The sequence below is a fragment of the Sphingomonas benefaciens genome, from assembly GCF_052907485.1.
Genome location: NZ_JBREIC010000001.1, coordinates 1,195,143 through 1,217,619, shown reverse-complemented (window position 1 = coordinate 1,217,619; position 22,477 = coordinate 1,195,143). Strand labels below are relative to the sequence as shown.

27 protein-coding genes are annotated in these 22,477 nt (G+C 69.2%); 17 read left to right on the top strand and 10 right to left on the bottom strand.

Translation table 11 applies throughout. The features are described from left to right. Positions 1-6: 6 nt before the first annotated feature. From ACU5AX_RS06050 to ACU5AX_RS06035, 4 genes are all read left to right on the top strand, one after another. A complete protein-coding gene (locus tag ACU5AX_RS06050; RefSeq protein WP_446690040.1) occupies positions 7-1,500 on the top strand; it encodes a circularly permuted type 2 ATP-grasp protein in 1,494 nt (497 codons plus the stop codon). Beyond that, positions 1,500-2,435, top strand: coding sequence for an alpha-E domain-containing protein (locus ACU5AX_RS06045; protein WP_198353333.1), 936 nt, complete (start codon positions 1,500-1,502; stop codon positions 2,433-2,435). Before ACU5AX_RS06050 ends, ACU5AX_RS06045 begins: the two co-directional genes overlap by 1 nt. Continuing rightward, positions 2,435-3,232 carry a transglutaminase family protein gene (locus ACU5AX_RS06040; protein WP_446690039.1) on the top strand — a complete coding sequence of 266 codons (798 nt, stop codon included), beginning with the start codon at positions 2,435-2,437 and terminating at the stop codon, positions 3,230-3,232. The genes ACU5AX_RS06045 and ACU5AX_RS06040 overlap by 1 nt, the downstream gene beginning before the upstream one ends. 85 nt (positions 3,233-3,317) lie before the next feature. Continuing rightward, positions 3,318-4,262 (top strand): cell wall hydrolase, encoded by a 945-nt coding sequence (locus ACU5AX_RS06035; RefSeq protein WP_446690038.1) that lies wholly within the window; start codon positions 3,318-3,320, stop codon positions 4,260-4,262. A 3-nt stretch (positions 4,263-4,265) separates the two neighbouring features. Here the strand turns inward: ACU5AX_RS06035 and ACU5AX_RS06030 are convergent, their stop codons facing one another. Then, positions 4,266-5,036 carry an arginyltransferase gene (locus ACU5AX_RS06030; protein WP_446690037.1) on the bottom strand — a complete coding sequence of 257 codons (771 nt, stop codon included), beginning with the start codon at positions 5,034-5,036 and terminating at the stop codon, positions 4,266-4,268. Positions 5,037-5,265: 229 nt separating this feature from the next. Here ACU5AX_RS06030 and ACU5AX_RS06025 point away from each other — a divergent pair, with 229 nt between their 5' ends. Then, positions 5,266-5,526, top strand: a complete 261-nt coding sequence (locus tag ACU5AX_RS06025) for a hypothetical protein (RefSeq protein ID WP_446690036.1) — start codon at positions 5,266-5,268, stop codon at positions 5,524-5,526. Positions 5,527-5,669: 143 nt separating this feature from the next. Here ACU5AX_RS06025 and ACU5AX_RS06020 read toward each other — a convergent pair whose 3' ends face one another. Together ACU5AX_RS06020 and ACU5AX_RS06015 are read right to left on the bottom strand one after the other, a co-directional pair. Then, positions 5,670-6,911, bottom strand: a complete 1,242-nt coding sequence (locus ACU5AX_RS06020) for a threonine ammonia-lyase (RefSeq protein WP_446690035.1) — start codon at positions 6,909-6,911, stop codon at positions 5,670-5,672. 9 nt (positions 6,912-6,920) lie between these two features. Beyond that, positions 6,921-7,049 (bottom strand): hypothetical protein, encoded by a 129-nt coding sequence (locus tag ACU5AX_RS06015; RefSeq protein ID WP_446690034.1) that lies wholly within the window; start codon positions 7,047-7,049, stop codon positions 6,921-6,923. Between the two features lie 211 nt (positions 7,050-7,260). Between ACU5AX_RS06015 and ACU5AX_RS06010 the strand changes: the two genes are divergently transcribed. The 6 genes from ACU5AX_RS06010 (at position 7,261) to ACU5AX_RS05985 (ending at position 11,139) form a co-directional block, all read left to right on the top strand. Next, positions 7,261-8,961 carry an amidohydrolase gene (locus ACU5AX_RS06010; protein WP_446690033.1) on the top strand — a complete coding sequence of 567 codons (1,701 nt, stop codon included), beginning with the start codon at positions 7,261-7,263 and terminating at the stop codon, positions 8,959-8,961. A 23-nt stretch (positions 8,962-8,984) separates the two neighbouring features. Further along, positions 8,985-9,878 carry a bestrophin family protein gene (locus ACU5AX_RS06005; protein WP_446690032.1) on the top strand — a complete coding sequence of 298 codons (894 nt, stop codon included), beginning with the start codon at positions 8,985-8,987 and terminating at the stop codon, positions 9,876-9,878. A 122-nt stretch (positions 9,879-10,000) separates the two neighbouring features. Continuing rightward, positions 10,001-10,177 (top strand): hypothetical protein, encoded by a 177-nt coding sequence (locus ACU5AX_RS06000; RefSeq protein WP_446690031.1) that lies wholly within the window; start codon positions 10,001-10,003, stop codon positions 10,175-10,177. Further along, complete coding sequence (locus ACU5AX_RS05995) at positions 10,174-10,428, top strand: MbcA/ParS/Xre antitoxin family protein (protein ID WP_446690030.1); 255 nt, start codon at positions 10,174-10,176, stop codon at positions 10,426-10,428. Before ACU5AX_RS06000 ends, ACU5AX_RS05995 begins: the two co-directional genes overlap by 4 nt. Then, on the top strand, positions 10,425-10,637 hold the full coding sequence (locus ACU5AX_RS05990; RefSeq protein WP_198352223.1) for a hypothetical protein: 213 nt from the start codon (positions 10,425-10,427) through the stop codon (positions 10,635-10,637). Before ACU5AX_RS05995 ends, ACU5AX_RS05990 begins: the two co-directional genes overlap by 4 nt. A gap of 124 nt (positions 10,638-10,761) precedes the next feature. Then, entirely contained in the window at positions 10,762-11,139 is a 378-nt protein-coding gene (locus ACU5AX_RS05985; RefSeq protein ID WP_198352224.1) for a hypothetical protein, read from the top strand. Positions 11,140-11,169: 30 nt separating this feature from the next. Here ACU5AX_RS05985 and ctrA read toward each other — a convergent pair whose 3' ends face one another. The 3 genes from ctrA to ACU5AX_RS05970 all read right to left on the bottom strand — a co-directional run bounded on the left by ctrA (position 11,170) and on the right by ACU5AX_RS05970 (position 14,137). Then, on the bottom strand, positions 11,170-11,865 hold the full coding sequence (gene ctrA, locus ACU5AX_RS05980) for a response regulator transcription factor CtrA (protein WP_198352225.1): 696 nt from the start codon (positions 11,863-11,865) through the stop codon (positions 11,170-11,172). Between the two features lie 123 nt (positions 11,866-11,988). Next, entirely contained in the window at positions 11,989-13,110 is a 1,122-nt protein-coding gene (locus ACU5AX_RS05975; RefSeq protein ID WP_446690029.1) for an AI-2E family transporter, read from the bottom strand. A 118-nt stretch (positions 13,111-13,228) separates the two neighbouring features. After that, on the bottom strand, positions 13,229-14,137 hold the full coding sequence (locus ACU5AX_RS05970; protein WP_446690028.1) for a LysR family transcriptional regulator: 909 nt from the start codon (positions 14,135-14,137) through the stop codon (positions 13,229-13,231). A gap of 153 nt (positions 14,138-14,290) precedes the next feature. Between ACU5AX_RS05970 and wrbA the strand changes: the two genes are divergently transcribed. Further along, on the top strand, positions 14,291-14,893 hold the full coding sequence (wrbA, locus tag ACU5AX_RS05965; RefSeq protein WP_198352228.1) for an NAD(P)H:quinone oxidoreductase: 603 nt from the start codon (positions 14,291-14,293) through the stop codon (positions 14,891-14,893). A 148-nt stretch (positions 14,894-15,041) separates the two neighbouring features. Here the strand turns inward: wrbA and ACU5AX_RS05960 are convergent, their stop codons facing one another. After that, complete coding sequence (locus tag ACU5AX_RS05960; RefSeq protein ID WP_446690027.1) at positions 15,042-15,788, bottom strand: M15 family metallopeptidase; 747 nt, start codon at positions 15,786-15,788, stop codon at positions 15,042-15,044. Between the two features lie 51 nt (positions 15,789-15,839). On the opposite strand from ACU5AX_RS05960, the gene ACU5AX_RS05955 reads away from it, so the two are divergent. From ACU5AX_RS05955 to ACU5AX_RS05935, 5 genes are all read left to right on the top strand, one after another. Further along, on the top strand, positions 15,840-16,484 hold the full coding sequence (locus tag ACU5AX_RS05955) for an RluA family pseudouridine synthase (protein ID WP_446690026.1): 645 nt from the start codon (positions 15,840-15,842) through the stop codon (positions 16,482-16,484). Positions 16,485-16,506: 22 nt separating this feature from the next. Further along, the gene (gene arfB, locus ACU5AX_RS05950; RefSeq protein ID WP_198352231.1) at positions 16,507-16,905 is read left to right on the top strand and encodes an alternative ribosome rescue aminoacyl-tRNA hydrolase ArfB; all 399 of its coding nucleotides are present in this window, start codon (positions 16,507-16,509) and stop codon (positions 16,903-16,905) included. A 45-nt stretch (positions 16,906-16,950) separates the two neighbouring features. Then, positions 16,951-17,433 (top strand): free L-methionine (R)-S-oxide reductase MsrC, encoded by a 483-nt coding sequence (msrC, locus tag ACU5AX_RS05945; protein WP_446690025.1) that lies wholly within the window; start codon positions 16,951-16,953, stop codon positions 17,431-17,433. A gap of 117 nt (positions 17,434-17,550) precedes the next feature. Further along, a complete protein-coding gene (locus ACU5AX_RS05940; RefSeq protein WP_446690024.1) occupies positions 17,551-18,585 on the top strand; it encodes an RcnB family protein in 1,035 nt (344 codons plus the stop codon). A 252-nt stretch (positions 18,586-18,837) separates the two neighbouring features. Further along, positions 18,838-20,382, top strand: a complete 1,545-nt coding sequence (locus ACU5AX_RS05935) for a DUF389 domain-containing protein (RefSeq protein WP_446690023.1) — start codon at positions 18,838-18,840, stop codon at positions 20,380-20,382. Between the two features lie 4 nt (positions 20,383-20,386). Here ACU5AX_RS05935 and ACU5AX_RS05930 read toward each other — a convergent pair whose 3' ends face one another. From ACU5AX_RS05930 to ACU5AX_RS05920, 3 genes are read right to left on the bottom strand one after another with little or no spacing between them, the layout of a single operon-like run. Then, positions 20,387-21,667, bottom strand: coding sequence for a M20/M25/M40 family metallo-hydrolase (locus ACU5AX_RS05930; protein WP_446690022.1), 1,281 nt, complete (start codon positions 21,665-21,667; stop codon positions 20,387-20,389). Positions 21,668-21,723: 56 nt separating this feature from the next. Further along, the gene (locus ACU5AX_RS05925; protein WP_198352235.1) at positions 21,724-21,909 is read right to left on the bottom strand and encodes a hypothetical protein; all 186 of its coding nucleotides are present in this window, start codon (positions 21,907-21,909) and stop codon (positions 21,724-21,726) included. 60 nt (positions 21,910-21,969) lie between these two features. After that, positions 21,970-22,425 (bottom strand): universal stress protein, encoded by a 456-nt coding sequence (locus tag ACU5AX_RS05920; protein ID WP_446690021.1) that lies wholly within the window; start codon positions 22,423-22,425, stop codon positions 21,970-21,972. Between the last annotated feature and the right edge of the window lie 52 nt (positions 22,426-22,477).

Here is a 22,477-nt window from a genome sequence, read left to right as displayed (position 1 = left end):
GTTCCGATGGGGAAACGACCGGCGTTCGACGAAATCATGGGGCTTTCGGGAGAGGCGCCGCCGCGTCCCGCGCTGGCCGCCATAGGACGCTGGCTCGACGCTACGCCCACGGACGAACTGCGCCGCCGCCAGGCCGCGGCCGAAGCGACCTTCCGCCAGCTCGGCATCACCTTCGCGGTCTATGGTGATGCCGCGGCACGCGAACGGATCATCCCATTCGACATCGTGCCGCGCGTCTTCCTGCACGACGAATGGACGCGCCTGTCGGAAGGGCTGGTGCAGCGGGTCGAGGCGATCAACGCCTTCCTCGAAGACATCTACGGCGAACGGCGCATCCTGAAGGACGGCGTGTTGCCGCCCGATCTGATCTTCGGCAATCCGCAATTCCGGCCGGAGATCGCGGGGATGCGGCCGCCGCACGGCATCTGGGCACATATCTGCGGCATCGATCTGGTGCGCACCGGCCCCGACGAATTCTACGTACTGGAGGACAATGCCCGCACGCCGTCCGGCGTCAGCTACATGATCGAGAATCGCGAGGCGATGGTGCGGCTGTGCCCGGAACTGTTCCGCCAGTATCGCGTCGCGCCGGTCGACAGCTATCCCGACCGGCTGCTCGAGACGATGAAATCGGTCGCGCCGCCGGGCCGCGCCGGCCAGCCGACCTGCGTCGTGCTGACCCCCGGCCACTATAATTCGGCCTATTACGAGCACAGCTTCCTGGCCGATTCGATGGGCATCGAACTGGTCGAGGCGGCCGATCTGGTCGTCGACGACGACATCGTGTGGATGCGCACCATCGCGGGGCTGGTTCGGGTCGACGTCATCTATCGCCGGATCGACGACGATTTCCTCGATCCCCTGATCTTCCGTCCCGATTCGATGCTCGGCGTGCCGGGGCTGATCGCAGCCTATGCCGCCGGCAACGTCGCGATCATCAACGCGCCCGGCAACGGCATCGCCGACGACAAAGCGATCTACAGCTATATGCCGGAGATCGTCCGCTTCTATTCCGGCGGCGAGGCGAAGCTGCCCAATGTCGAGACGTGGCGCTGCCGCGAACCGCAAGCGTTGCGCTACGTGCTCGACCATCTCGACGAATTGGTCGTCAAGCTGGTCGACGGGTCGGGTGGCTATGGCATGCTGGTCGGACCGACCGCCAGCCGCGACGAGATCGAGACCTTTCGCGCGGCGCTGATCGCCGAACCGCACCGCTACATCGCCCAGCCGACGCTGGCGCTGTCGACGGTGCCGACGCTCGCCGACAGCGGCCTGTCGCCGCGCCATGTCGACTTCCGCCCCTTCGTGCTGACCGGGGCCAAGGGTGTGCAGGTGGTGCCGGGTGGCCTCACGCGCGTCGCGTTGAAGGAGGGCTCGCTGGTGGTCAATTCCAGCCAAGGCGGCGGCACCAAGGACAGTTTTGTGCTGCTGCCCGATGCGGGCGGCATGCAGAGTCAGACGCTGGGCGGCATGACGCAGCGGCAGGGCGACGGCGCATGATGCTGTCGCGGACCGCCTCGTCGCTCTACTGGCTCGGCCGTTATCTCGAGCGGGCGGACTTCATCGCGCGGCTGATTGAGGCGACGGTGCGGCTCGACGTCATGTCGTCGCGGCCGGCGGGCGAGATCGCCTGGTCGTCGGCACTGGCGGTGATCGAAGCGGAGGCGGATTTCGCCGCCAGCGGCGCGGAGCTGCGCCAGCGCAATGTCGTGCGCTTCCTGACGCTCGACACCAGCCACCCCGGTTCGCTGGTCCGCTGCCTCGACCGGGCACGCGACAATGCCCGCGCGGTCCGCATCGCGCTGAGCCGCGAGGCGTGGACCGCGATCAACCGCGCCTGGCTGGTGTTCGAAAACCGCGCCGGCGTCGGCGACACGCGTGCGACGCTGGCACTGGTCGAGGCGGTGAAGAACGAGACGCGCGGCTTCGAAGGCGCGGTGCACCAGATGCTGCGCAACCAGGCGCATTGGTTCATCCGGCTCGGCCAGGCGATCGAGCGCGCGGACAACACCGCGCGGCTGCTCGACGTCAAATACCATATCCTGCTGCCGGAAGGCGAGCGGGTCGGCGGCGTGGTCGATCGCGATCAGTGGACGACATTGCTGCAGACGGTGTCGGCGGTGACCGCCTATCGCTGGCTCTATTCGGACGGGCTGACCCCGGCGAACGTTATCGATCTGCTGATCGCCAAGGGCGAATTGCCACGCAGCCTGGTGGCGTCCGCCGAGGTGACGGTCGACATTCTCGGTCTGCTCGCCGAACGGGTCGGCACGCATGGCGAGGCGGACCGGATGGCGCGTGCGCGGGCCAATCGGATGGCACGGACGCGGTCCGGCGACGTCATCCTGGGCGGCCTGCACCAATATCTGCAGGCCTTCATCGCCGAGAACGGCCGCCTGCACGAGGCGATCGGCCGGCAATTCCGGTTCGGCTGATGCGACTGTCGATCGATCATCGCACCGTCTACCGGTTCAGCGCGCCGCAGACGCGCATCGTCCAGATGCTGCGCCTGACGCCGGAGAATAGTCACGATCAGACCGTGGCGCGCTGGCGCATCGACGTCGATTGCGATGCGCGGATGCGTCGCAGCCGCGACGGTTTCGGCAATGCCGTCACCATGCTCTACGCCGACGGGCCGATCGATTCGCTGGAGATCGCCGTGCGCGGCGAAGTGTTGACCAGCCATGCCAGCGGCGTGGTGCGCGGGGTCGCCGACGTGCTGCCGCCGGCGCTGTTCCTGCGTACGACGGAGACGACGGCGGCGGACGCGGCGCTGGCCGCATTCGCGCGGGAGGCGCGGGGGAGCGACGGCCAGCTTGGCGCCCTGCATCGGTTCAACCGCGCCCTGCACGCGCGGTTCGCGCCCGACTGCGGCCGTCCGCAGCCCGGCCTGACCGCTGCCGCGGCCTTTGCCCGACCCAGCGCGACGACCCGTGATATGGCGCAGATGTTCCTGGCGGGTGCACGCGCGCTCGGCGCGCCGGCGCGCTACGTGTCCGGCTACAGCCTCGCCGACGGCGCGCACCGGCCGACGCCCCATGGCTGGGCGGAAGTCCATGTCGATGGGCTTGGCTGGATCGCCTTCGACCCGTCGGCCGGCCGATCGCCCGAGGAGGAAGTGGTGCGGGTGGCGATCGCGCTCGACGCGGCGGGCGCCGCGCCGGTGGCGGGATCGCGGCTGGGCGAGGGCGAAGAGGAATTGGCGGTCGACGTCACCGTGCGCGAGCAATAGCGGCACGGCCCGCCGCCCTTCACGTTTAACCGCTTCCTAAGCACTTAGCCCCTAGGGCGGCCATGTGGGGTCGTCACGCAATTCCTTGTCTGTCCGGCTGTCGCTCGGCATCGTGCTGTTCGCGGCATCGTCGTGTACGCCGGGCGGCCCGCATGGCGCGCATGTCAGTCAGACGGTGCCGGCGGCGTCGCCGCGCCAGTTGCTGCGCGACCTGGCGCTCGACGTGCCCGAAGTCGCGGCATTGCCGCGCAACCTGACCGCGTCGGCGGCCGACGATGCCGCACCGGCCTTCGCCCAAGCAGCACCGGCGTTCTTCGCACAGGCGCGCAGCGACGAGGATGCGCGACGCGCGGCCGAATGCCTGACCGCGGCGGTCTATTACGAGGCGCGGTCGGAACCGCTCGACGGCCAGCGCGCCGTGGCGCAGGTGGTGCTCAACCGCGTCCGCGACCGCGCGTTTCCGCACAGCGTCTGCGGCGTCGTCTATCAGGGATCGCAGCGCCGCACCGGTTGCCAATTCTCCTTCACCTGCGACGGGTCGATGGCCTTCCGCCGCGATCCGATCGCCTGGAGCCGCGCGGCGCAGGTCGCCGCCGCCGCGCTCGCCGGCCAGGTCTATGCGCCGATCGGTTCGGCGACCTTCTACCATGCCAATTACGTGCTGCCCTGGTGGGCTTCCAGCCTGACCCGCATCGGTGCGGTCGGCGCGCATATCTTCTATCGGTGGCGCGGCGCGATGGAACAGGCGCTGAGCTTCCGCGCCAGCTATGTCGGGGTCGAGCCGGGCATTGCTTCGGCCGTGCCGCTGGCCCCGGCACCGGCGAGCGAGGTCGCTACCGTCTATCGCGATGCAATCGATGACAGCGGCGTCACCGTCCACCGTGGCCGCGCCAAGGACCTTGCCGCCGCGGCGCCGGTTGCCAAGATGGTCACCGCAGGCGGCGTCCGCGTCCACTTCGGGCGGCAGGGTCCCGATCGCGAGGTCAGCGCCGACGGCGTGGTCGTCGAGGCGGAGAGCGACCCGATCTGATCGTCAGGCGGCGACGGCGTCGCTGGTCCCGCCGTCCGTCTCGTCCTCCAGCAGCCGCCAGCCGTTCGGGCCGAGCACTTCGATCGGCCGATAGCGCGTCTTATACGCCATCCGCTGCGATCCCTTCACCCAATAGCCGAGATAGACATAGGGCAGCCCCGCATCGCGCGCGCGCATGATATGGTCCATGATGATGAAATTGCCGAGGCCGGGGGGCGAATCCGCGCCGGCGTCGAAGAAGCTGTAGATCATCGACAGACCGTCCACCTGCCGATCGGTCAGGCAGGCGCCGATCAGTCGCCCGCGCTGCCCATCCTTGGCGGGCAGGCGATATTCGATGACCAGCGACTGGACCGGCGAATGCTCGACCATGTCGGCATAATCATCTTCGTCCATTCCCGCCATGCCGCCACCGGGGTGGCGCGCCGCGAGATAGCGGCGGAGCAGCTGAAATTGCTCGTCGGTCGCCCAGGGGCGACAGGCGGTGACCTCGATGCCGTCGTGGCGCTTGAGCAATTTGCGCTGGGTCGCATTGGGGATGAAGTCGCTGGTGACGACGCGTACCGACAGGCAGGCGGTGCAGCCGGCACATGACGGGCGATAGGCGACGCCCTGCGAGCGACGGAACCCGATCCGGCTCAGCGCATCGTTGAGCTCGGTGGCATGGGGCCCGCTGAGTTCAGTGAACACCTTCCGCTCCTGCCGGCCCGGCAGATAGGGGCAGGGGGCGGGGCTGGTGACGAAGAAGCGCGGGAAACGAAAGGGCGCAGTCACCGCCGGCGGACTCCTGATGGATGAAAGTGACACCTGATGCGCGGCGCCACGTCTATATGAATCACGTAAGCCGCTCTGAGAAGGAGCTTTACCATCATTGTTGGTTAATTTCGCCTAAGCCGGTCGTAACCATAAAATGCGACGAGCCGAACGATCATCTTGCTGCGCTGCGGAACCATCGGTGTGGGTTCCTGTTACAATGGGCGAATTGACCATTGGAGTATTCCCTATGACCAAGTTGCTTTCCGGTTCGATGGCCGCCCTCGCTCTCGTCGCGTCGCCGATCGCCGCGGCGCCGGCTTTCGCCGCCCCGGCTAATCCGGCGGCATCGCTGTCGGTCGCCAAGTCGGTCCGCGCCGGCGCGCCGACCAGCGGCAAGAGCAAGCTCGGCGCCGGTGGCGGCGGCATCCTGGCGGCGATCATCGCCGCGGGCGTGGTGGCGATCGGCGTCGTCGCGATCGTGCAGGACGATAACGCCAGCAGCAACTGATCCACGTCACGTGGATGACGAAGGGGCGTCGCGGCCTGACCGCGGCGCCCTTTTCGCGCCTGATGCGATTCGCCGCCACGGCGGATCGACGATCGGCACGGCCGCGACCGGGCAAAGCTCGCCCGGCCCGGTCCGCCGATGACTTAGGCCTGCTCGACCATGCTGGTTTCGTAACCGCTGGCCCGCAGCGCCGCGATCAGCCGATCGAGATGCGCGGCGTCGCGCGTCTCGCATTCGATATCGGTGATCAGGCCCTTTGCCGGCAGCGTCGTGAAGATGCGCTGGTGATAGACTTCGATGATGTTGACCCGCTGCTGGTCGAAGATGCGGGCGACATTGTACAGGGCGCCAGGCTGATCCTGCAGCCGCACGCGCAGACGCGCCAGCCGGCCCGAGCGGGCGAGGTCGCGCAACAACACGTTGGCGAGCAGCCGCGTGTCGATATTGCCGCCGCACAGCACCACGCCGACATGACGGCCGCGGAACCGCTCGGGGAAGGCGAGCAACGCCGCGAGACCGGCAGCGCCCGCGCCCTCGACCACCGTCTTCTCGATCTGCAGCAGCAGGCTGACCGCTTCCTCCAGATTGCGCTCGCCGACCAGGACGATGTCGTCGACCAGCGCGGCGACCATCTGAGCCGTCAGGCCGCCCGGCTCCTTGACGGCGATGCCCTCGGCCAGCGTATCGCCGGCGCAGGGCAGATGCGTGCCGCGGATGCGGTTGTACATCGAGGGATAGAGTTCGGCCTGCACGCCGACCACCTCGACCCGATGCGGCTGGGCGTGCGCGACCGTCGCCATCCCGGAGATCAAGCCGCCGCCGCCGATCGGCGTCAGCAAGGTATCGAGTTGCGGCACGTCCTCGAACATTTCGAGCGCGACGGTACCCTGACCGGCGATGACGCGCGGATCGTCGAAGGGGTGGACGAAGGTGAAACCGCGTTCCGCCTCCAGCACGCGGGCGTGGGCATAAGCGGCGTCGAACGTCTCGCCCTCCAGCACGACCGTGGCGCCGTGGCTTTCGGTCTGCACCACCTTCACCGTCGGCGTGGTGCGCGGCATCACGATGGTCGAGGGAATGCCCAGCCGGTTGGCGTGATAGGCGACGCCCTGCGCATGGTTGCCGGCCGAGGCGGCGATCACGCCCTTCGCCCGCGCCGCGTCGGACAGTTGCAGCAGGGTGTTGAGCGCGCCGCGTTCCTTGTAGGCGGCGGTGAACTGCAGATTCTCGAATTTCAGGAAGACCTGCGCGCCCGTCATGCCCGACAGGGTGCGGCTGATCAGCGTCGGCGTCCGGACGATCGAATCGCGAATACGGGCATGCGCCTCGCGCACGTCGGCGAGCGAGACGGGCAGGGCGGATGCATCAACGCGTTGGGAGGCCATGCCGGACCGCTAGCCGATAAAGGCGACGTGGGGAACCGGCGGATGCAGCGGCGTATCGGTCGCGACCTTCCCGACCTTTCCCGTCTCCCGGTGGAACGGAACGCCGTTGCGCGCGGCATCGATGCGCTCGGCGGACACGCTGCGCGCGGTGCGGCAAGCGCAGCCTCTCTCCGTCTGCATCCAATCACCGGCGCAGCGTCGGCAGGCGTTCCTCGACCATCGGGTAGGTGTGAGTGAAGCGGTAATCGCCGACCATCGGCGCCGGTGCCGCGGCGGCGATCGCGATCAGTAGGCCAAACGGCACGGCTGACCTCTCGCCAATCGCGTGTCGCCGCCATATGGCAGGCGCATGTCCGAACCCGCAACTCGGCGCACTGCCCGCCGTTCCGCCGCCGCCATCCTCGCTTGTTTCGGCCTGCTGCCCGGCGCGGCGGCGGCTGACGCGATCGTCGACAACGTCAACGGCATGGCGCTCGACGCGCAGCAGCATGTCGTCCGCTTCCGCGCGATCATCGTCGATGCAAAGGGGCGCGTCGTGCGGCTCGTGCCGCTCGGCGAGAAGACGCCGGAGCCGACCAAGAAGAACCCCGGGCCGCGCTATGCATGGCGTGCGGACATGAAGGGGCGGGTCGTCGTGCCGGGCATGTTCGACGCGCACGGCCATGTCATGGAGCAAGGTTTCCGCACGCTCGAGCTTGACCTGTCCAGCGCCCGCAGCCTGGCGGAGGCGCAGGCGCGTATCGGCGCCTATGTTCAGGGCAATCCGGACCGGCGCTGGATTCTCGGCGGCGGCTGGAACCAGGAAAGCTGGGGCCTGGGCCGCTTCCCCACCGCGGCCGAACTCGATCAGGTGACGGGCGACCACCCGGTGTGGTTGGAGCGTGCCGATGGCCATGCCGCCTGGGCCAATAGCGCCGCTATGAAGGCCGCGGGCATCACGGCACAGACGGTGTCGCCGGCGGGCGGGCGGATCGAGAAGGCGGGCGGCCGGCCGACCGGCGTGTTCGTCGATGCGGCGATGGAGCTGGTGCGGAAGGTGGTGCCGGCGCCGCTCGCCAAGGATCGTAACGCCGCCTTCCTGCGCGCGCAGGACTTGCTGCTCGGCTATGGCGTCACCGCGGTCGCCGACATGGGCAGCAGCCTCGACGACTGGATGACTTATCGCCGGATGGGCGACAAGGACTCGCTGCGCGTCCGCATCGTCAGCTACGGCATGGGCGTCGACACCACGTTGATGATCGGCGGCACCGGGCCGACGCCGTGGCTGTACGACGGCCGGTTGAAGCTGGCCGGGGTCAAGCTCTATGCCGATGGCGCGCTCGGCTCGCGCGGGGCCTGGCTGAAACAGCCCTATGCCGATGCGCCCGGCCAGTCCGGCGCGGGCTTCATGTCCGACACGCTGATCCGCAACCTGATGAGCCGCGCGGCGATGGACAATTATCAGGTCGCCGTGCACGCGATCGGCGACGCCGCCAATGCGCAGGTGCTCGGCGCCATTGAGGAACTGTCCGATACCTACAAGGGCGACCGCCGCTGGCGGATCGAGCATGCGCAGATCGTCGCGCCGGCCGACCTGCCGCGTTTCGGCCGCAACGGCATCGTCGCCTCGATGCAGCCGGTGCACGAGACCAGCGACCGGCTGATGGCGGAGGCGCGGCTGGGGCCGCAGCGGCTGGCCGGCGCCTATGCCTGGGCGTCGATGCTGAAGAACGGCGCCCACCTCGCCTTCGGATCGGACTTTCCGGTCGAGAAGCCGGATCCCTGGGCCGGCTGGGCCGCCGCCTTCACCCGCCAGGGACCGGACGGCGAGCCCGCTGACGGCTGGCAGCCGCAGGAGCGCATCACCCGGGAGCAGGCATGGTGGGCCTATACCGGCGGTGCGGCCTATGCGGCCTTCGCCGAAAAGGATTTCGGCTCGCTCCAGCCGGGGCAGCTCGCCGATTTCATCGTCCTCGACCGCGATCCGCTCGCCGCCTCGCCGGCGGATCTGCGCGCGACCAAGGTGCTGGAAACCTGGATCGGCGCGCAGAAGGTCTGGGAACGCAAGTAACCGCGGGGGCGGGAGGGGGCCGCATGATCGTCCGCAATGCACCGCGCTTCGCCGACGTGCTGTTCGCGATGCGTGGTTCGATCTTGCCACGAATCGCCGGGCGACTGGCCTTCATCGGGGCGCTGTCGATCGGCGCCGTGCTGCTGGTCGGGGCGCGGCCGGCGATGGTCGGGCATCTGTCGGCGATGCCGTTTACCTTGCTCGGCCTCTCGCTGTCGATCTTCATGAGCTTCCGCAACACCGCCTGTTACGACCGGTGGTGGGAGGGGCGTCGGCTGTGGGGCCAGCTGGTGATCGCGGCGCGCGGCTTCGCCCGCCAGACCGCGACATTGCCCATCGCAGAGCGCGCGCCGATGCTCGAGATGGTGTGCGGCTTCGCCGGCGGGCTGGGCGCGCGGCTGCGCGATCGCGACGAGGCGGCGGCGATCCGCCCCTGGTGGCCCGCTTTGCCCGACGGTCTGCCCAATCCAACGGACGCCGTGCTGCGCGAGGTCGGGCGGCGCTGCCTGTCGCTGCTCGAGTCCGGCATTATCGATTCAATCCGCTATTCGGTGCTGGAGGGTACGCTGACCGAACTCGCGCATGTCCAGGGCGGCTGCGAGCGCATCACGACGACGCCGCTGCCGTTCAGCTATTCGCTGCTGCTGCACCGCATCGTCTATCTGTTCTGCTGCCTGTTACCGTTCGCGCTCGCTCCCGAACTCGGCTGGTGGGTGCCGCTGCCGACCTTGGTCATCGCTTATGCCTTCTTCGGCCTCGACGCCCTGGGTGACGAATTGTCGGACCCGTTCGGCGACGACGACAACGACCTGCCGCTCGACGCGCTGGTCCGCACCGTCGAGCGTGATCTGCTGGCCGCGACGGGTCGACACGACCTGCCGCCGGCGATCCAGCCCGAAGGTTTTGTGCTACGCTGACGGACGGGGTGGCGGATGTGCCGTTTGATCCCTATATAACACATATCACGATCAAATCGTCCTGTAGGCGATCGTGACTGAGAGACCGAGTGTGCTCCCGCTTACGGAACGGGAGACCTGTCATGGGCCTCAACTATCTTCTCCATCGCCATCAGGTCGCCCTGATGATGGCCGACGCCGCCGCCAGCGTCGAGGCGCGCCTCTGTCACCGCCAGCTCGCCCGCGGCTATGCTCGCCGGATCGAGACGATGACGCAGGTCGCGCGCGGCAATGCCACCCCACTGGTGCCCCTGGCATGAGCGACACGCCCCGTCAGACGCAGCGCTTTCGACCGGTGCAGCCGCGCGTCAAGCTCGACGATGGCCAGAAGCGGCGGCAGGCGGTCGTCGCGGACGCAGCATGGCGCGCCTTCCGCGACCGTGACCGGGTCATCGCCTTCCTCAACACGCCGGACGACGCGCTCGGCGGTCGGCCGATCGATCTGGCGATCGACGGCGAGCCGGGGCTCGCTGCCGTCATCGCCGAACTCAATCGGAGCGACGGTCGGTGAGCGACGCCCCGTCCAAATCCGCTGCCTTCTACCGTCATCAGGCGGCGGAACAGCATCGCGCCGCCGGCGAAGCGGTGCTCGAGAACGTCCGCGAGCGCTGCAGTCGTGCCGCCGCCTCTTGGGAAGCGATGGCGGCCCGCGCCGATCTTGCCGAGCGGCGCCGTGAGTCGCAGCGCACCCCGCCGGTAATCGTCGAGCGGCCGCGATGATGCGGCGGGCGAAGTCCTGATCGACCGTCGTTATCAGACGCTGACGCGGGCGGCGGGGTTTCTCGCCGACGGCGGGCCGCGCCTGTTGCCCGGCGGCGGCCGATCGTCGCCGCGCGCCGCGGAGGTGCGCCGGCGCTACATCGCCAATTGTCTGGGGGAGCTCGACCGCTTCCTGCACCTGCTGATCGACGAGGCGACGGGCCATGCCCCGGCCGTCACGGTCCAGCGCAACATGGCGAACAAGATCGCGCCCTTTTCGCAAGGCACCGACCAGCGGCGATTGCGCGCACTTGGCCGTACCCGTGCCTGCCTGATCCACACCGGCGGTGTCGTGTCGCGCGCCGACGAACGCGACGGGCGCTGGATGACGGCGGGCTGGTATTGCCCGGTGTCCGAGGATCTGCAGACCTTCCCGCTCGGCGCGGAGTTGCGGCCGGCGGGGCGGGAGCTGGCCGACATCGGCCTGTTTTACCGGATGCTGGCCGACCGGATCGTCGCCTGAGCCTCCGCCGGATGGCGGGGGCCGCAGGCGTTACGCAACCGCCGTGATTTCCTCGGGTTCGCGGAGCACATAGCCGCGGCCCCACACCGTCTCGATATAATTGTCGCCTTCGCAGGCCAGGCTGAGCTTCTTGCGCAGCTTGCAGATGAAGACGTCGATGATCTTCAGTTCCGGCTCATCCATCCCGCCATACAGGTGGTTGAGGAACATTTCCTTGGTCAGCGTGGTGCCCTTGCGGAGCGAGAGCAGCTCCAGCATCGCATATTCCTTGCCGGTCAGGTGCACGCGGGCGCCGTCGACCTCGACGGTCTTGGCGTCGAGATTGACCGCCAGCTTGCCAGTGCGGATGACGCTCTGCGAATGACCCTTCGACCGGCGCACCACGGCGTGGATGCGCGCGACCAGCTCCTCGCGGTGGAAGGGTTTGGTGACGTAATCGTCGGCACCGAAGCCGAAGCTGCGTACCTTCGAATCCATCTCGTTGACGCCAGACAGGATCAGCACCGGCGTCTGCACCCGCGCGACACGCAGCTTCTTCAGCACGTCATAGCCGTGCATGTCCGGCAGATTGAGGTCGAGAAGGATGATGTCGTAGTCGTAGAGCTTGCCGAGGTCCAAGCCCTCTTCGCCCAAGTCGGTGGTGTAGACGTTGAAACCTTCCGTCCCGAGCATCAGCTCGATAGCCTTGGCCGTCGTCGGCTCGTCCTCGATCAGCAGCACCCGCATCGCGTCGTCCCCTGTTGGCGCGGACGGGCACACCCTGCTGTGCCCGGACGGCCCGGATTCATTAACCAAATCACCTCTGAACGACAAAGGTTAATTTGCGCTTAAAAGGGATTAAGCGGCTGATTACCGCGCGTCGGACGCGGCTTCCTCTCCGTCGGGGTCGATCGGGGTAAGATCGGGGCCGAGCAACGTCTGATGCCGGCTGCGGGGAATGTCTTCGCCCAGCACCTCACGCAGGTACAGGCTGCGCACCAGCGTGAAGATCACGACGAGCAACGCGGCGGAAAAGAACAGGCCGAAGATACCGAAGATGACGCCGATGCCGATGATGGCGAAGACGGTGATCGCCGGCGGGATCGAGATTACCCGCGCCTGGACGTAGGGGGTGATGAAATTGGTCTGGATCAGCCGCACCACGGCATAGGTGGCAAGGGCGCCGATCAGCGGCCCGGTGCCCTGAGTCGCGGCCAGGCCGAGCGCGGGCACCATCGCCGCGGTCGGGCCGATATAGGGGATGAATTCGCTCAAGCCCGCCAGCAGGCCAAGCGCGGCGGCGGAGGGCACGCCGCTGATCCACAGGCCGATGCCGATCAGCGTGCCCATGCTGGTCATCAGGATCAGCGAGGATTGCAGCCACAGCCGCAGCGTCGAACCGACGTCGAATAGCGCATCCTCGATCGCCGGCCGCTTCGACGGCGGCATCAGGAATAGGAAGCCCCGCTGGTAGATGCCGGGGTCGGCGGCGAAGAACAGCGCGCCGACCAGCAGCAGGATGCAATTGAGCAGCAGCTCGCCCGCTCCGGTCACCAGGCCGCCGACGTCGCGCGCCGCCTGCGACCCGGCATAGGCCTGCCGCACCGCGTCGACGATCTTGGCACCGACCGGGCTCTGCGACGCCCAGGCGGCAAGCTGGTCGAGCAGCCCCGGCGCGCGGGTGACCAGCACGTTGACCTGTTCGCGGAACTGCACGCCGAACAGCCACACCAGGAAACCGACGATGCCGATCGCGGTGATCATGCCGAGCGGCAGCGCCGCCTTGTCCGGCACCTTCGCCCGCGTCCGCCACAAATCGGCGATGGCGTGGATCGCGATCGCGCCTAGCATCGAGCCGAAGGCCAGGATCAGCAAATTGCCCGCCTTGAACAGCGCGGCGGCGAGCGCGGCGATGATCAGGACATAGAGGACGCGCCGGATGAATCGCGAATCGCTCTCGTCGGGCGCGAGGCGGGCCTTGGGCGGGCTCATGCGGCGCGCGCGGGACGAACGAGGGGACGGATCGGCATCCCGTGCTTAATGAGCGATGGTCCGTTTTGCTCCCCGTTCCCGGCCAGGTGCGAAATGCTGCCTGGCACGGGGAGCAGTGTCACGCCCCCGCCGCCTCGCACGGATCGCGCAGGCGGGCGGAGAGGAAGGCGATCAGCGCCTCGACCCGCGCCGGGCGCAAGGCGCTGGGCGGCGTCAGCAGATGCAGCCCGATCGGTCCGGGCGCCCAATCCTCCAGCACTTCGACCACCGCGCCGCTGGCGACATGCGGCCCGATGATGAAGCCGGGCAGGCGGGCTATGCCCAGCCCCGCGATCAGGGTCGGCACCAGCGCCTCGCCCGAATTGGCGGCGAGCGGCCCTTCCTGGCGGACGGTCACCTCCGCCTTGCCGGGTGCGCGGAAACGCCACGGGCCGGTGACGTTGGAATAGCCGAGCAGCCGGTGCCCGGCCAGGTCGCTGGGATGCGCCGGCGTGCCGTGTTGCGCGAGATAGGAGGGCGCCGCGACGGTATGGACGCGGATGCCGCACAGCCGCCGCGCCCGCAGGCTCGAATCGGGCAGGTCGGCAATGCGCAGCGCAACGTCGAATCCTTCCGCGACGATGTCGATCTTGGCGTCCGAACAGTGCAGGTCGATCTCCACCCCCGGATGCGCGGCGAGGAATTCCGGCAGGATCGGCGCGACGTTGGAGATGCCGAAGCTCATCGGTGCGGCGAGCCGGACGCGCCCGGTCGGCGCGCTGGCGCCGTCGCGCGCCGTCTCCTCCGCGGCGCGCGCCTCGGCGAGGATCCGCGCGGCATGTTCGGCCAGCGGCTTGCCCGCTTCGGTCAGCGCGAGCCGGCGCGAGGTGCGGTGGAACAGCGACTGGCCCAGCTTCGCCTCGAGCCGCGAGATCGCCTTGGACACGGTCGCCTTGCTCAGCCCGATCGCCTCGGCCGCGGCGCTGAACGAGCGATGCTCCGCCACCGCGGCAAAGATCGCCCAGGCCTCCAGATCGGGTAATCGCATCAGCCGCCCTCTTCTTGACGCGGCGTATCCCGAGAAACGATAGGTTTCCAGCGTTTCCGTTTACGCGCTGCCGGCCCGTCGCCATCTTTGGTTCCGCACTGAACCTATTCCCCGCCGCCCGGTTCTGGGCGGGCAGCCTTTGCGGAGTTGAACATGACCAAGGTCCTCGTCCTGTATTATTCGTCCTACGGCCATATCGAGCAGATGGCCGATGCCGTCGCCGAAGGCGCCCGTGCCGGCGGCGCCGAAGTCGACATCCGCCGCGTCGCCGAGACCGCGCCGGCCGAGGTGATCGCGGCGGCCCATTTCAAGACCGACACCGCGCATCCCGAGATCGAAGGGCCGGACGCGCTGACCCAATATGACGCGATCATTGTCGGCGCGCCGACCCGCTATGGCCGCATGCCCAGCCAGATGGCGGCCTTCTGGGATACGACCGGCGGCGTGTGGATGCGCGGCGGCCTGGTCGGCAAGGTCGGCGGCGCCTTCACCTCCACCGCCAGCCAGCATGGCGGGCAGGAGACGACGCTGTTCTCGATCATCACCAATCTGCTCCACCACGGCATGACGATCGTCGGCCTAGACTATGGCTATCAGGGCCAGATGGGCGTCAAGGAAGTGCATGGCGGCACGCCCTATGGCGCCTCGACGCTCGCCGACGGCGACGGCAGCCGCCAGCCGAGCCAGGTCGACCTCGACGGCGCCCGCTATCAGGGCAAGCGCATCGCCGAAACCGCGGCGAAGCTGTTCGGCTAAGGCCATGCCCCTCCCGCTTGCGGGAGGGGCACATCCAACTCCCCTCCCGCTTGCGGGAGGGGTTGGGGGAGGGCGGTCGCGGCGGTCGTCATTCTCACGACCCCGCTCTTCTTCCGTCCCCTGACCCTTCCGCAAAGCGGGAGGCGGATCAGCGCCGCCGTTTCGGCGTCCTGGGCGCCACCCACGTCGGCACCCGCACGAAGGCGACCGGCAACACCCCGTCGATCACCCGCACCGGATCGACCGCCGGCTGCGCCGGGAACAGGTCCCGCGCCTTGCCGAACAGGAAGCGCGCCCGGGCCGCCCCCGGTGCCGCCGCGCTCGTCCCCACCCAGCGCCAGTGCCACGGTTCCCACTTCACCTGCTGGCGGTTGCCACCGGGGAAGGACAGTTCGAAGCCGTAGCGCGGCGCGTTGCGGACCAGCCAGCGCGCCGCCGGCGTCGCCGCCATACATGCCTCCGCGTCGGGGCAGCCGTTGGCCGGCCGGACCGCGAAATCGACGACATAGCCGGTGGCATGTTCGCTATGCCCCGGCGGCGCGACGGAGATCGCGCGCTCCGCCGCCGCATTGGGATGCTCGCGGCAGAACACCTCCGCCTGCGACACGATCGAGCGGTGGCACGACAGACCGCGCAGCGTCCCCATCACCGCCGGGTCGCCCGCCGCCGCGGCGAGCAGCCGGGTCAGGTCGGGCAGCATATCGCGGTGAACCAGGCAGCGATTGAGCGCGAAGCCGGCAGGCGCCGGGACGAGGTCGCCCGGCGCGACGTCGCCATAGGGGAGATGGCCGTAGACCCGCCCCGGATCGCTCATGCTCGATCGCGCGGCGGGACAGATGTCGGCCAGCGCCGGCGTCGCCAGCGTGAGCAGAGGAAGGATCAGGGCGGCACGCATCGCGCCGCCGCCTCTGGCGCGAAGCGGCATCCGGTGGCAAGGGCCGATGCCATGCACGGCGACAGGGTCCTCTTCATCGACGGCGAAGCGTTGGTCATCGACAAGCCCGCCGGGCTGCCCGTCGATCGCCCCCGCGACGGTAGTCTCAGCCTCGAAAACCATCTGGAATCACTGCGCTTCGGCTTCCAGCGCTGGCCGCAGCCGGTGCATCGGCTCGACCGCGACACCAGCGGTTGCCTGCTGTTGTCGCGCAACCCCAAGGCGCAGGCGCGCTTCCAGCAGGCGTTCGAGCAGGGACTGGTCGAGAAACGCTATCTCGCCATCCTCGACGGCGTTCCGGACGGGGAGGGCGGCACGATCGACCTGCCGCTCGGCAAGGTATCGACGCTGGAGCAGGGCTGGCGGATGGTCGCCGATCCGAAGGGCAAGGCGGCCCGCACCGACTGGCGGCTGGTCGCCGTCCGCGACGGCCGTGCCCTGGTCGAATTCCGGCCGGCGACCGGGCGCACCCATCAGATCCGCGTCCATGCCGCGACGGGTCTCGGCGTGGCGGTCGTCGGCGACCCGGTCTACGGCCGTGGCGAGCCGGGCGGCATGATGCTCCACGCCGCGGCACTGATCGTTCCGCGCGCGAACAAGGACCCGATCGTGGCGGAGGCGCCGCTGCCCGCGCGGTTCGGCGACTGGCCGCTATGATGGCCGCAGCCGGGCGCTTACCGTGATCCAGGTGCCGGAAGACGCGATCGAGGAACGCTTCCTGGCCGCGTCCGGCCCCGGTGGCCAGAACGTCAACAAGGTCGCCACCGCCTGCCAGTTACGCTGCGACGTCTTCCGGCTCGGCCTGCATCCCGAAAGCTACCGCCGACTGAAGCTGCTCGCCGGCAGCCGGCTGTCGGCCAGCGGCCAATTGGTCATCACCGCGCGCCGCTACCGCACGCAGGAGGCGAACCGCGCCGACGCGCGCGAGCGGCTCGCCGAATTGCTCGCCAAGGCGGAGGAGCGCGAGGCGCGCCGGGTCAAGACCAAGCCGTCGCGCGCCGCCAAGGCGAAGCGGGTCGACGCCAAGAAGGGCCGCAGCGCCGTCAAGGCGGGTCGCGGCAAGGTGCGCCTCGACTGACAACGGGCCTTCCGACCCGCGCCGAACCGCCCTACATCGCGCGCCATGTACCAGTTCGACATCCAGGCCGGCAGCAAGGCCGAACTCTATCGCGAGCTCCACGCCGCGCTCGACGCGCTGACCGCTGACGAGCCGGACGGCATCGCCAACATGGCCAATGCCGCGGCGCTGATCTGGCAATATCTGCCGGATCTCAACTGGGCGGGCTTCTACCGCAACGTCGCCGACGAACTTGTTCTCGGGCCATTCCAGGGCAAGGCGGCGTGCATCCGCATTCCGTTCGGCAAGGGAGTCTGCGGCACCGCCGCCGCGACCCGCACGCCGCAGGTCGTCGCCGACGTCCACGCCTTCCCCGGCCATATCGCCTGCGATGCGGCCAGCCGCTCCGAATTGGTCGTGCCAATCGTCCACGACGACCGCCTGCTCGGCGTGCTCGACCTCGACAGTCCGCAGGCTGACCGCTTCGATGGCGAAGATGAAGCCGGCTGCGTCGCGCTGATGACGCTGCTCGCGCCGCGCCTGGTGTGATCCTAATCGGGACACAGGCCATGCTTCCGGGACCGGGGTCGGCTTGGTAAGCAACCTGTTAAGTAGATCGGCGTTGCGCAACCGTAACGTCGAGTCGCCGACAGGAGGTCAAGGGGAATGCGCAAGGTCATGCTGGCGGGCGCCGTGCTCGCACTGGTCGCCGCAGATGGAGCCGATGCCCAGCAGCGCGTCGTGATGCACGGCCCGGCGCCGCAGGTCGGCGGTGGCTATGCGCGCCCCGGCTTCGCGCCGCGTCCCGGCTATCAAGGGCGCTGGGGCAGCAAGGTCGGCGGCCATTGGTGGGGCGGGGTTAACGCTCCAGGCGGTTGGAATGCCTATCGCCGCCCGGTGCGCGGCTGGACGCTGCCCCGTTATTGGGTCGCCCCGCGCTTCTATGTCAGCGACTGGTCGACCTATGGCCTGGTGCAGCCGCCGCAGGGCTATACCTGGGTCCGTTACTATGACGACGCGGTGCTCGTCGACGGGCGCGGCGCGGTCTACGACAGTGTCTCCGACGTCGACTGGGACCAGTATGACGACGGCGCCTATGCCGACGATCGCGGCGTCTATGCCGACAGCCGCGACGCCTATTACCAACGCCGCGACAGCGGCGTCGGCGGCGCGGTCGCCGGCGCGGTGGTCGGCGGTGCCGCCGGCAACGTCATCGCCGGGCGCGGCAACCGCCTGGGTGGCACGCTGATCGGGGCCGGCGTCGGCGCCGCGGCCGGCTATGCGATCGACCGGGCCGGCGATCGCCGTCGCGACGGCTATGGCGCCGACTACGGCCGCCCCGGTCGCGTGCCGGTGGCGCCGGACTATCCGCCGCCGCCGCCCGCCGACTACGCACCGCCGCCACCGCCGCCGCCGGTCTACGCCCCGCCAGCGCCGGTGGTGCAGCCGCTGCCCGGGCCGGGCTGGCGTTCCGCCGATGGCCGGACGACGGTGACCACGACCAGCGGCGCCGGCTATGCCAGCGGCGGCTATTATTATCCTGGTGCGACGACCACGACGGTCGTCGTGCAGACCCAGCCGGTGGTCACCACCACGACCACTGAGATTTACGAGGACGCCGTCACCTACACGCGCCGCGCGCCACTGCGCACCAAGACCAAGCGCGTCTGGCGCCCCGCGCCGAAATGCTATTGCCGCTGAGGCGATAGCGATCCGGGCTGGCCGCAAGGCCCGATGCCGTCCCGCATGAACTCCCGCGGGGCGGCATCGCTTTTTCGGGGCCGGGCGGGGGCGGCCTGATGCAGGTGAACCGAAGCCGCGCTCCCTTCGTCCTGCCCGCGCTTGACCCGGTGGCGCCCGTCCGGTCGGACCGGGGGCCGTGATCAAGGCCCGGCAGTTCCGCCGGGTCGCCGGTGCGGCTGACCGCACCGACGCCCCAGCCGGAGACCGCCGATGTCCGCCACCACAGCCCCAAACCACGGTCGCGTCCGCCGCTGGTGGTCGCATTGGGCGACCGGCGGCGTCGACCATGATGCGGTGCTGCGCCAGATCGCCGAGGACAGCGGCTGGTCCGGTCGTTACGCCTTCCTGATCGTCATCTCGGCGGCGATCTCGCTGCTCGGCCTGCTGATGCCGTCGGTGGCGGTGCTGATCGGTGCGATGCTGCTGTCGCCACTGATGATGCCGATCATCGGCCTGGGCTTCGCGATCGCGACCGTCGACCCGCGCGAGATGCGCCGCGCCGCCACCGCGCTGATCGCCGGCGCCCTGCTCGCGATCGCCCTGTCGGTGGTCTGCGTCACGCTGTCGCCGATCCAGACGATCACCAGCGAGATCGCCGCCCGCACCCGGCCGACGCTGTTCGACCTGCTCGTCGCATTGCTGTCCGCGGTCGCCGGCGGCTATGCGCTGATCCGCGGGCGGGGCGGCACGGTGGTCGGCGTCGCGATCGCGATCGCGTTGATGCCGCCGCTGGTCGTCGTCGGCTTCGGCATCGCGACGCTCAACTGGACGGTGTTCGCCGGCTCGCTGCTGCTGTTCGTCACCAATGCGATCACCATCGCGCTCACCGCCGCACTGGTCGCGCGCGTCTACGGCTTCGGCGCGCATCTGTCGCCGCAACATACCGGCTGGCAGCTGGTGCTGTTCGTCGTCGCCGTCGGCCTGCTCGCGGTGCCGCTCGGCGCAGCGCTGCGCCAGATCGCGTTCGAGGCGGTGGCCCAGCGCCAGGTGCGCGAGACGATCAGCGATCGCTTTCCCGACGCCTCTCGCCTCGGCCAGCTCGACATCGACTATGATGCGCAGCCGATCCGCATCCGCGCGGTGGTGCTGACGCCACGGCTCGATCCCGCCGCCGACCGGGTCCTGGCCGCGGACCTGCGCGCGCGGCTCGACCGGCCGATCGACGTCCACGTCGATCAATTGCGCGTCGCGCCGGAGGACAATGGCGTCGAGGCGGCGCAGATCGCCCGCGCCAGCAGCACTGCCGCGACCCGCGATGCCGATCGCCAGCGCCGCGCGATCGCCGATCTTGCCCTCGTCGCCGGTGTCGATGCCGTCAGCGTCCGCGCCGACGCCGGCGCGCGGACGCTGGCCGCGACGACGGCGGCGCTGCCCGGACTGACGCTGGCGGGGTATCGGGCGATCGAGGCGCGGGCCGCAGCCGCCCTTCCGCAATGGACGGTGCGGCTCGCCCCGCCGGCGGAGGTCGCGCCCCCGGCCGTGCCGATCGTCGCGGGGGTCGTCGACGATGAAGCGCTGGGCGACGCGGCGTGGAGTTCGGCGCGGCGCGGTCAGGCGCTGCTGGTCGACGGCGGCAGTGCCGTGCAGCGCGAGGCGGTCGCCACCGCGATCGCCCGGCGGGGCGGCGCGGCTACGGCCGGCAGCGCGGGTGGCGCGTTGCGGTTGCGTTGGAGCGACGAGGCACCCGCGGCGGCCGGTGCATCACCGCCCGATCGGGACCGGACCGACCCCGGACGCGGGGCGGGCGGGCGTTGAGCGATCAGCGCCGCACGGCACGACCGCCGAACGTCACCAGGCTCTCCGCCCCGTCCGCCGCCACGGCCGCCACGCCGATGAAGGTGTCGTCGACCGGCACCTGCTTCAGCACCGTCTGCGTTCCGGTGACGTCGCGCGATTCGCGCCACGTCGCGCTGTCGTTCGGCCGCCAGCGCACACGATAGCGCGCTGCGCCCGGCACCGCCGGCCACGACACCTGCGTGTCGCGCGACAGGTCGCCCGACAGCGTCACGCTGGCCGGTGCGGCGGGGGCGGCGGCCAGGCGGGCGAGGGTGGCGACGTTGATCGCGGTCACCTTGGCCAGATAGGCGAAGTCCATCCGGTCGATCGTGTCGCCGTAAACCACGCCCTTATCGGTGCGCAGGTCCTGATGCTGGGCGTCCCAATTCTCCGCGCCGACCGAGAAGCGCACCGCCGGATAGCCGCGCTTGAGGAAGGGTTCGTGATCGCCGCCGCGGCCGAATCGGTCCGGTCGCCGTTCGACCACGACGTCGAGCCCGCCGGGGATCGTGCCGGCGATGCCATCGATCGCCTTGGCCAGCGCGCGGCTCGGGCCATCGTCCTCCCCGCCGTCGCCACGCCTGCGCATCGCCTGCGCCAGATCCTCAGAGGCGCGAATGCCCTCGGAAAAGACGCGGACGCGGCCGGCATCGACCACGCCGCCCTGGCCGATCGTGTTGCCGACGATGTCGTTGTTGAGCATCGCGCTGACCTGCCAGCCGCGCTGCTGCGCCGTATCCGCGAGCAATTCCGACCCCCACAGGCCCTGTTCCTCGGCAGAGAAGGCGACATAGACGATCGTCGCATCGAATTTTCTCTGTGACAGCAGGCGGGCGGCCTCCAGCACCAGAGCGACGCCGGACGCATCGTCATTGGCGCCGGGCGCGTCATGAGTCGCATCCATGACGTCGGTGACGCGACTGTCGATATGGCCGCCGACGATGACGACACGATTGGGATCGCGGCCCGGCTGGATGCCCAGCACGTCCTCGACCACGACGCCGTTTGGCGCGCGCGGCCCGTCGAAGCGGCGGCTGATCCGCTCGACCTTGATGCAGCCACCGCAGGCGCGCGACAGCACCTCGAACCGCTGCGCCGCCCAGCTCCGCGCCGCGCCGATGCCGCGCTTGGGATCCGTCGCTGACGACAGCGTATGGCGGGTCCCGAACCCGACCAGCAAGGCGACATCGGCCTTCAGCCGTGTGACGCTGGGTTGTTGGGAAGAGGCGGAAGCGGCCGCGGCCACAAGCAGGAGAGGAAGCATGGCGACAGTGTGGCGGCGAAGTGCGCCGTCCTCAAGCAGCGATCGCCGTTATCCCATCAATGCGGCCGTACGCAGTCCTGCACCATGTGTCGATCGAGCTGATCAATCACTCCGCAAACGTTGGCGGCGGCGATGGTCTCGCCCAAATTGTCGAGCAATACCAACGTCTCGCTCAGCATCGCAATGGCGCGCATTAAATCGAGATCAAGCGTGGCGTTTCGGTGCATGACGATCGTATTCATAATACATATTGGCCAGACGCGCAAGTCGAATCGCCAATTAATTGGCCTGGCCAAATTACCCTAGCTCAGTCGGTCGATCGCCTCTGCATTCAACGATCCGGGCACGATCATGATCGGCACCGCTAGTGTGCCGGCGTCCGTGCCCGTGAAATGGCTGACCAGCTTTCCCGGCGCGCCGCTCGCGGCAGCGCCGAGCACCAAGGCCGCGATGTTGGGGTCGGCCGCGATGATCTCGCGGATGATCTTCGGGCCCTCGCCCTCGCGCACCGTGATCGCCGGCTTCAGTCCCGATTCCTGCATCAGCGCGCCCGCCGCCGCGGTGACCAGTCCCTCCGCATGCAGCCGGGCTTCTTCCTCGATCGTCGCCTGGACGCCGCCGAAGGCGATGAATTCCTGCGGTGGGATCAGCGTCAGTATCTCGACCCCGCCACCGGTCTTCACCGCGCGCCGCGCCGCAAAGCGCAGTGCGATCGCCGCTTCCGGACTTTCGTCGACCACCACCAGATAGATGCGCATATTCGCCCCTTTTTCCGTTAGGTGACGCCTGACCCGGGGCAGTGCAAGAGCG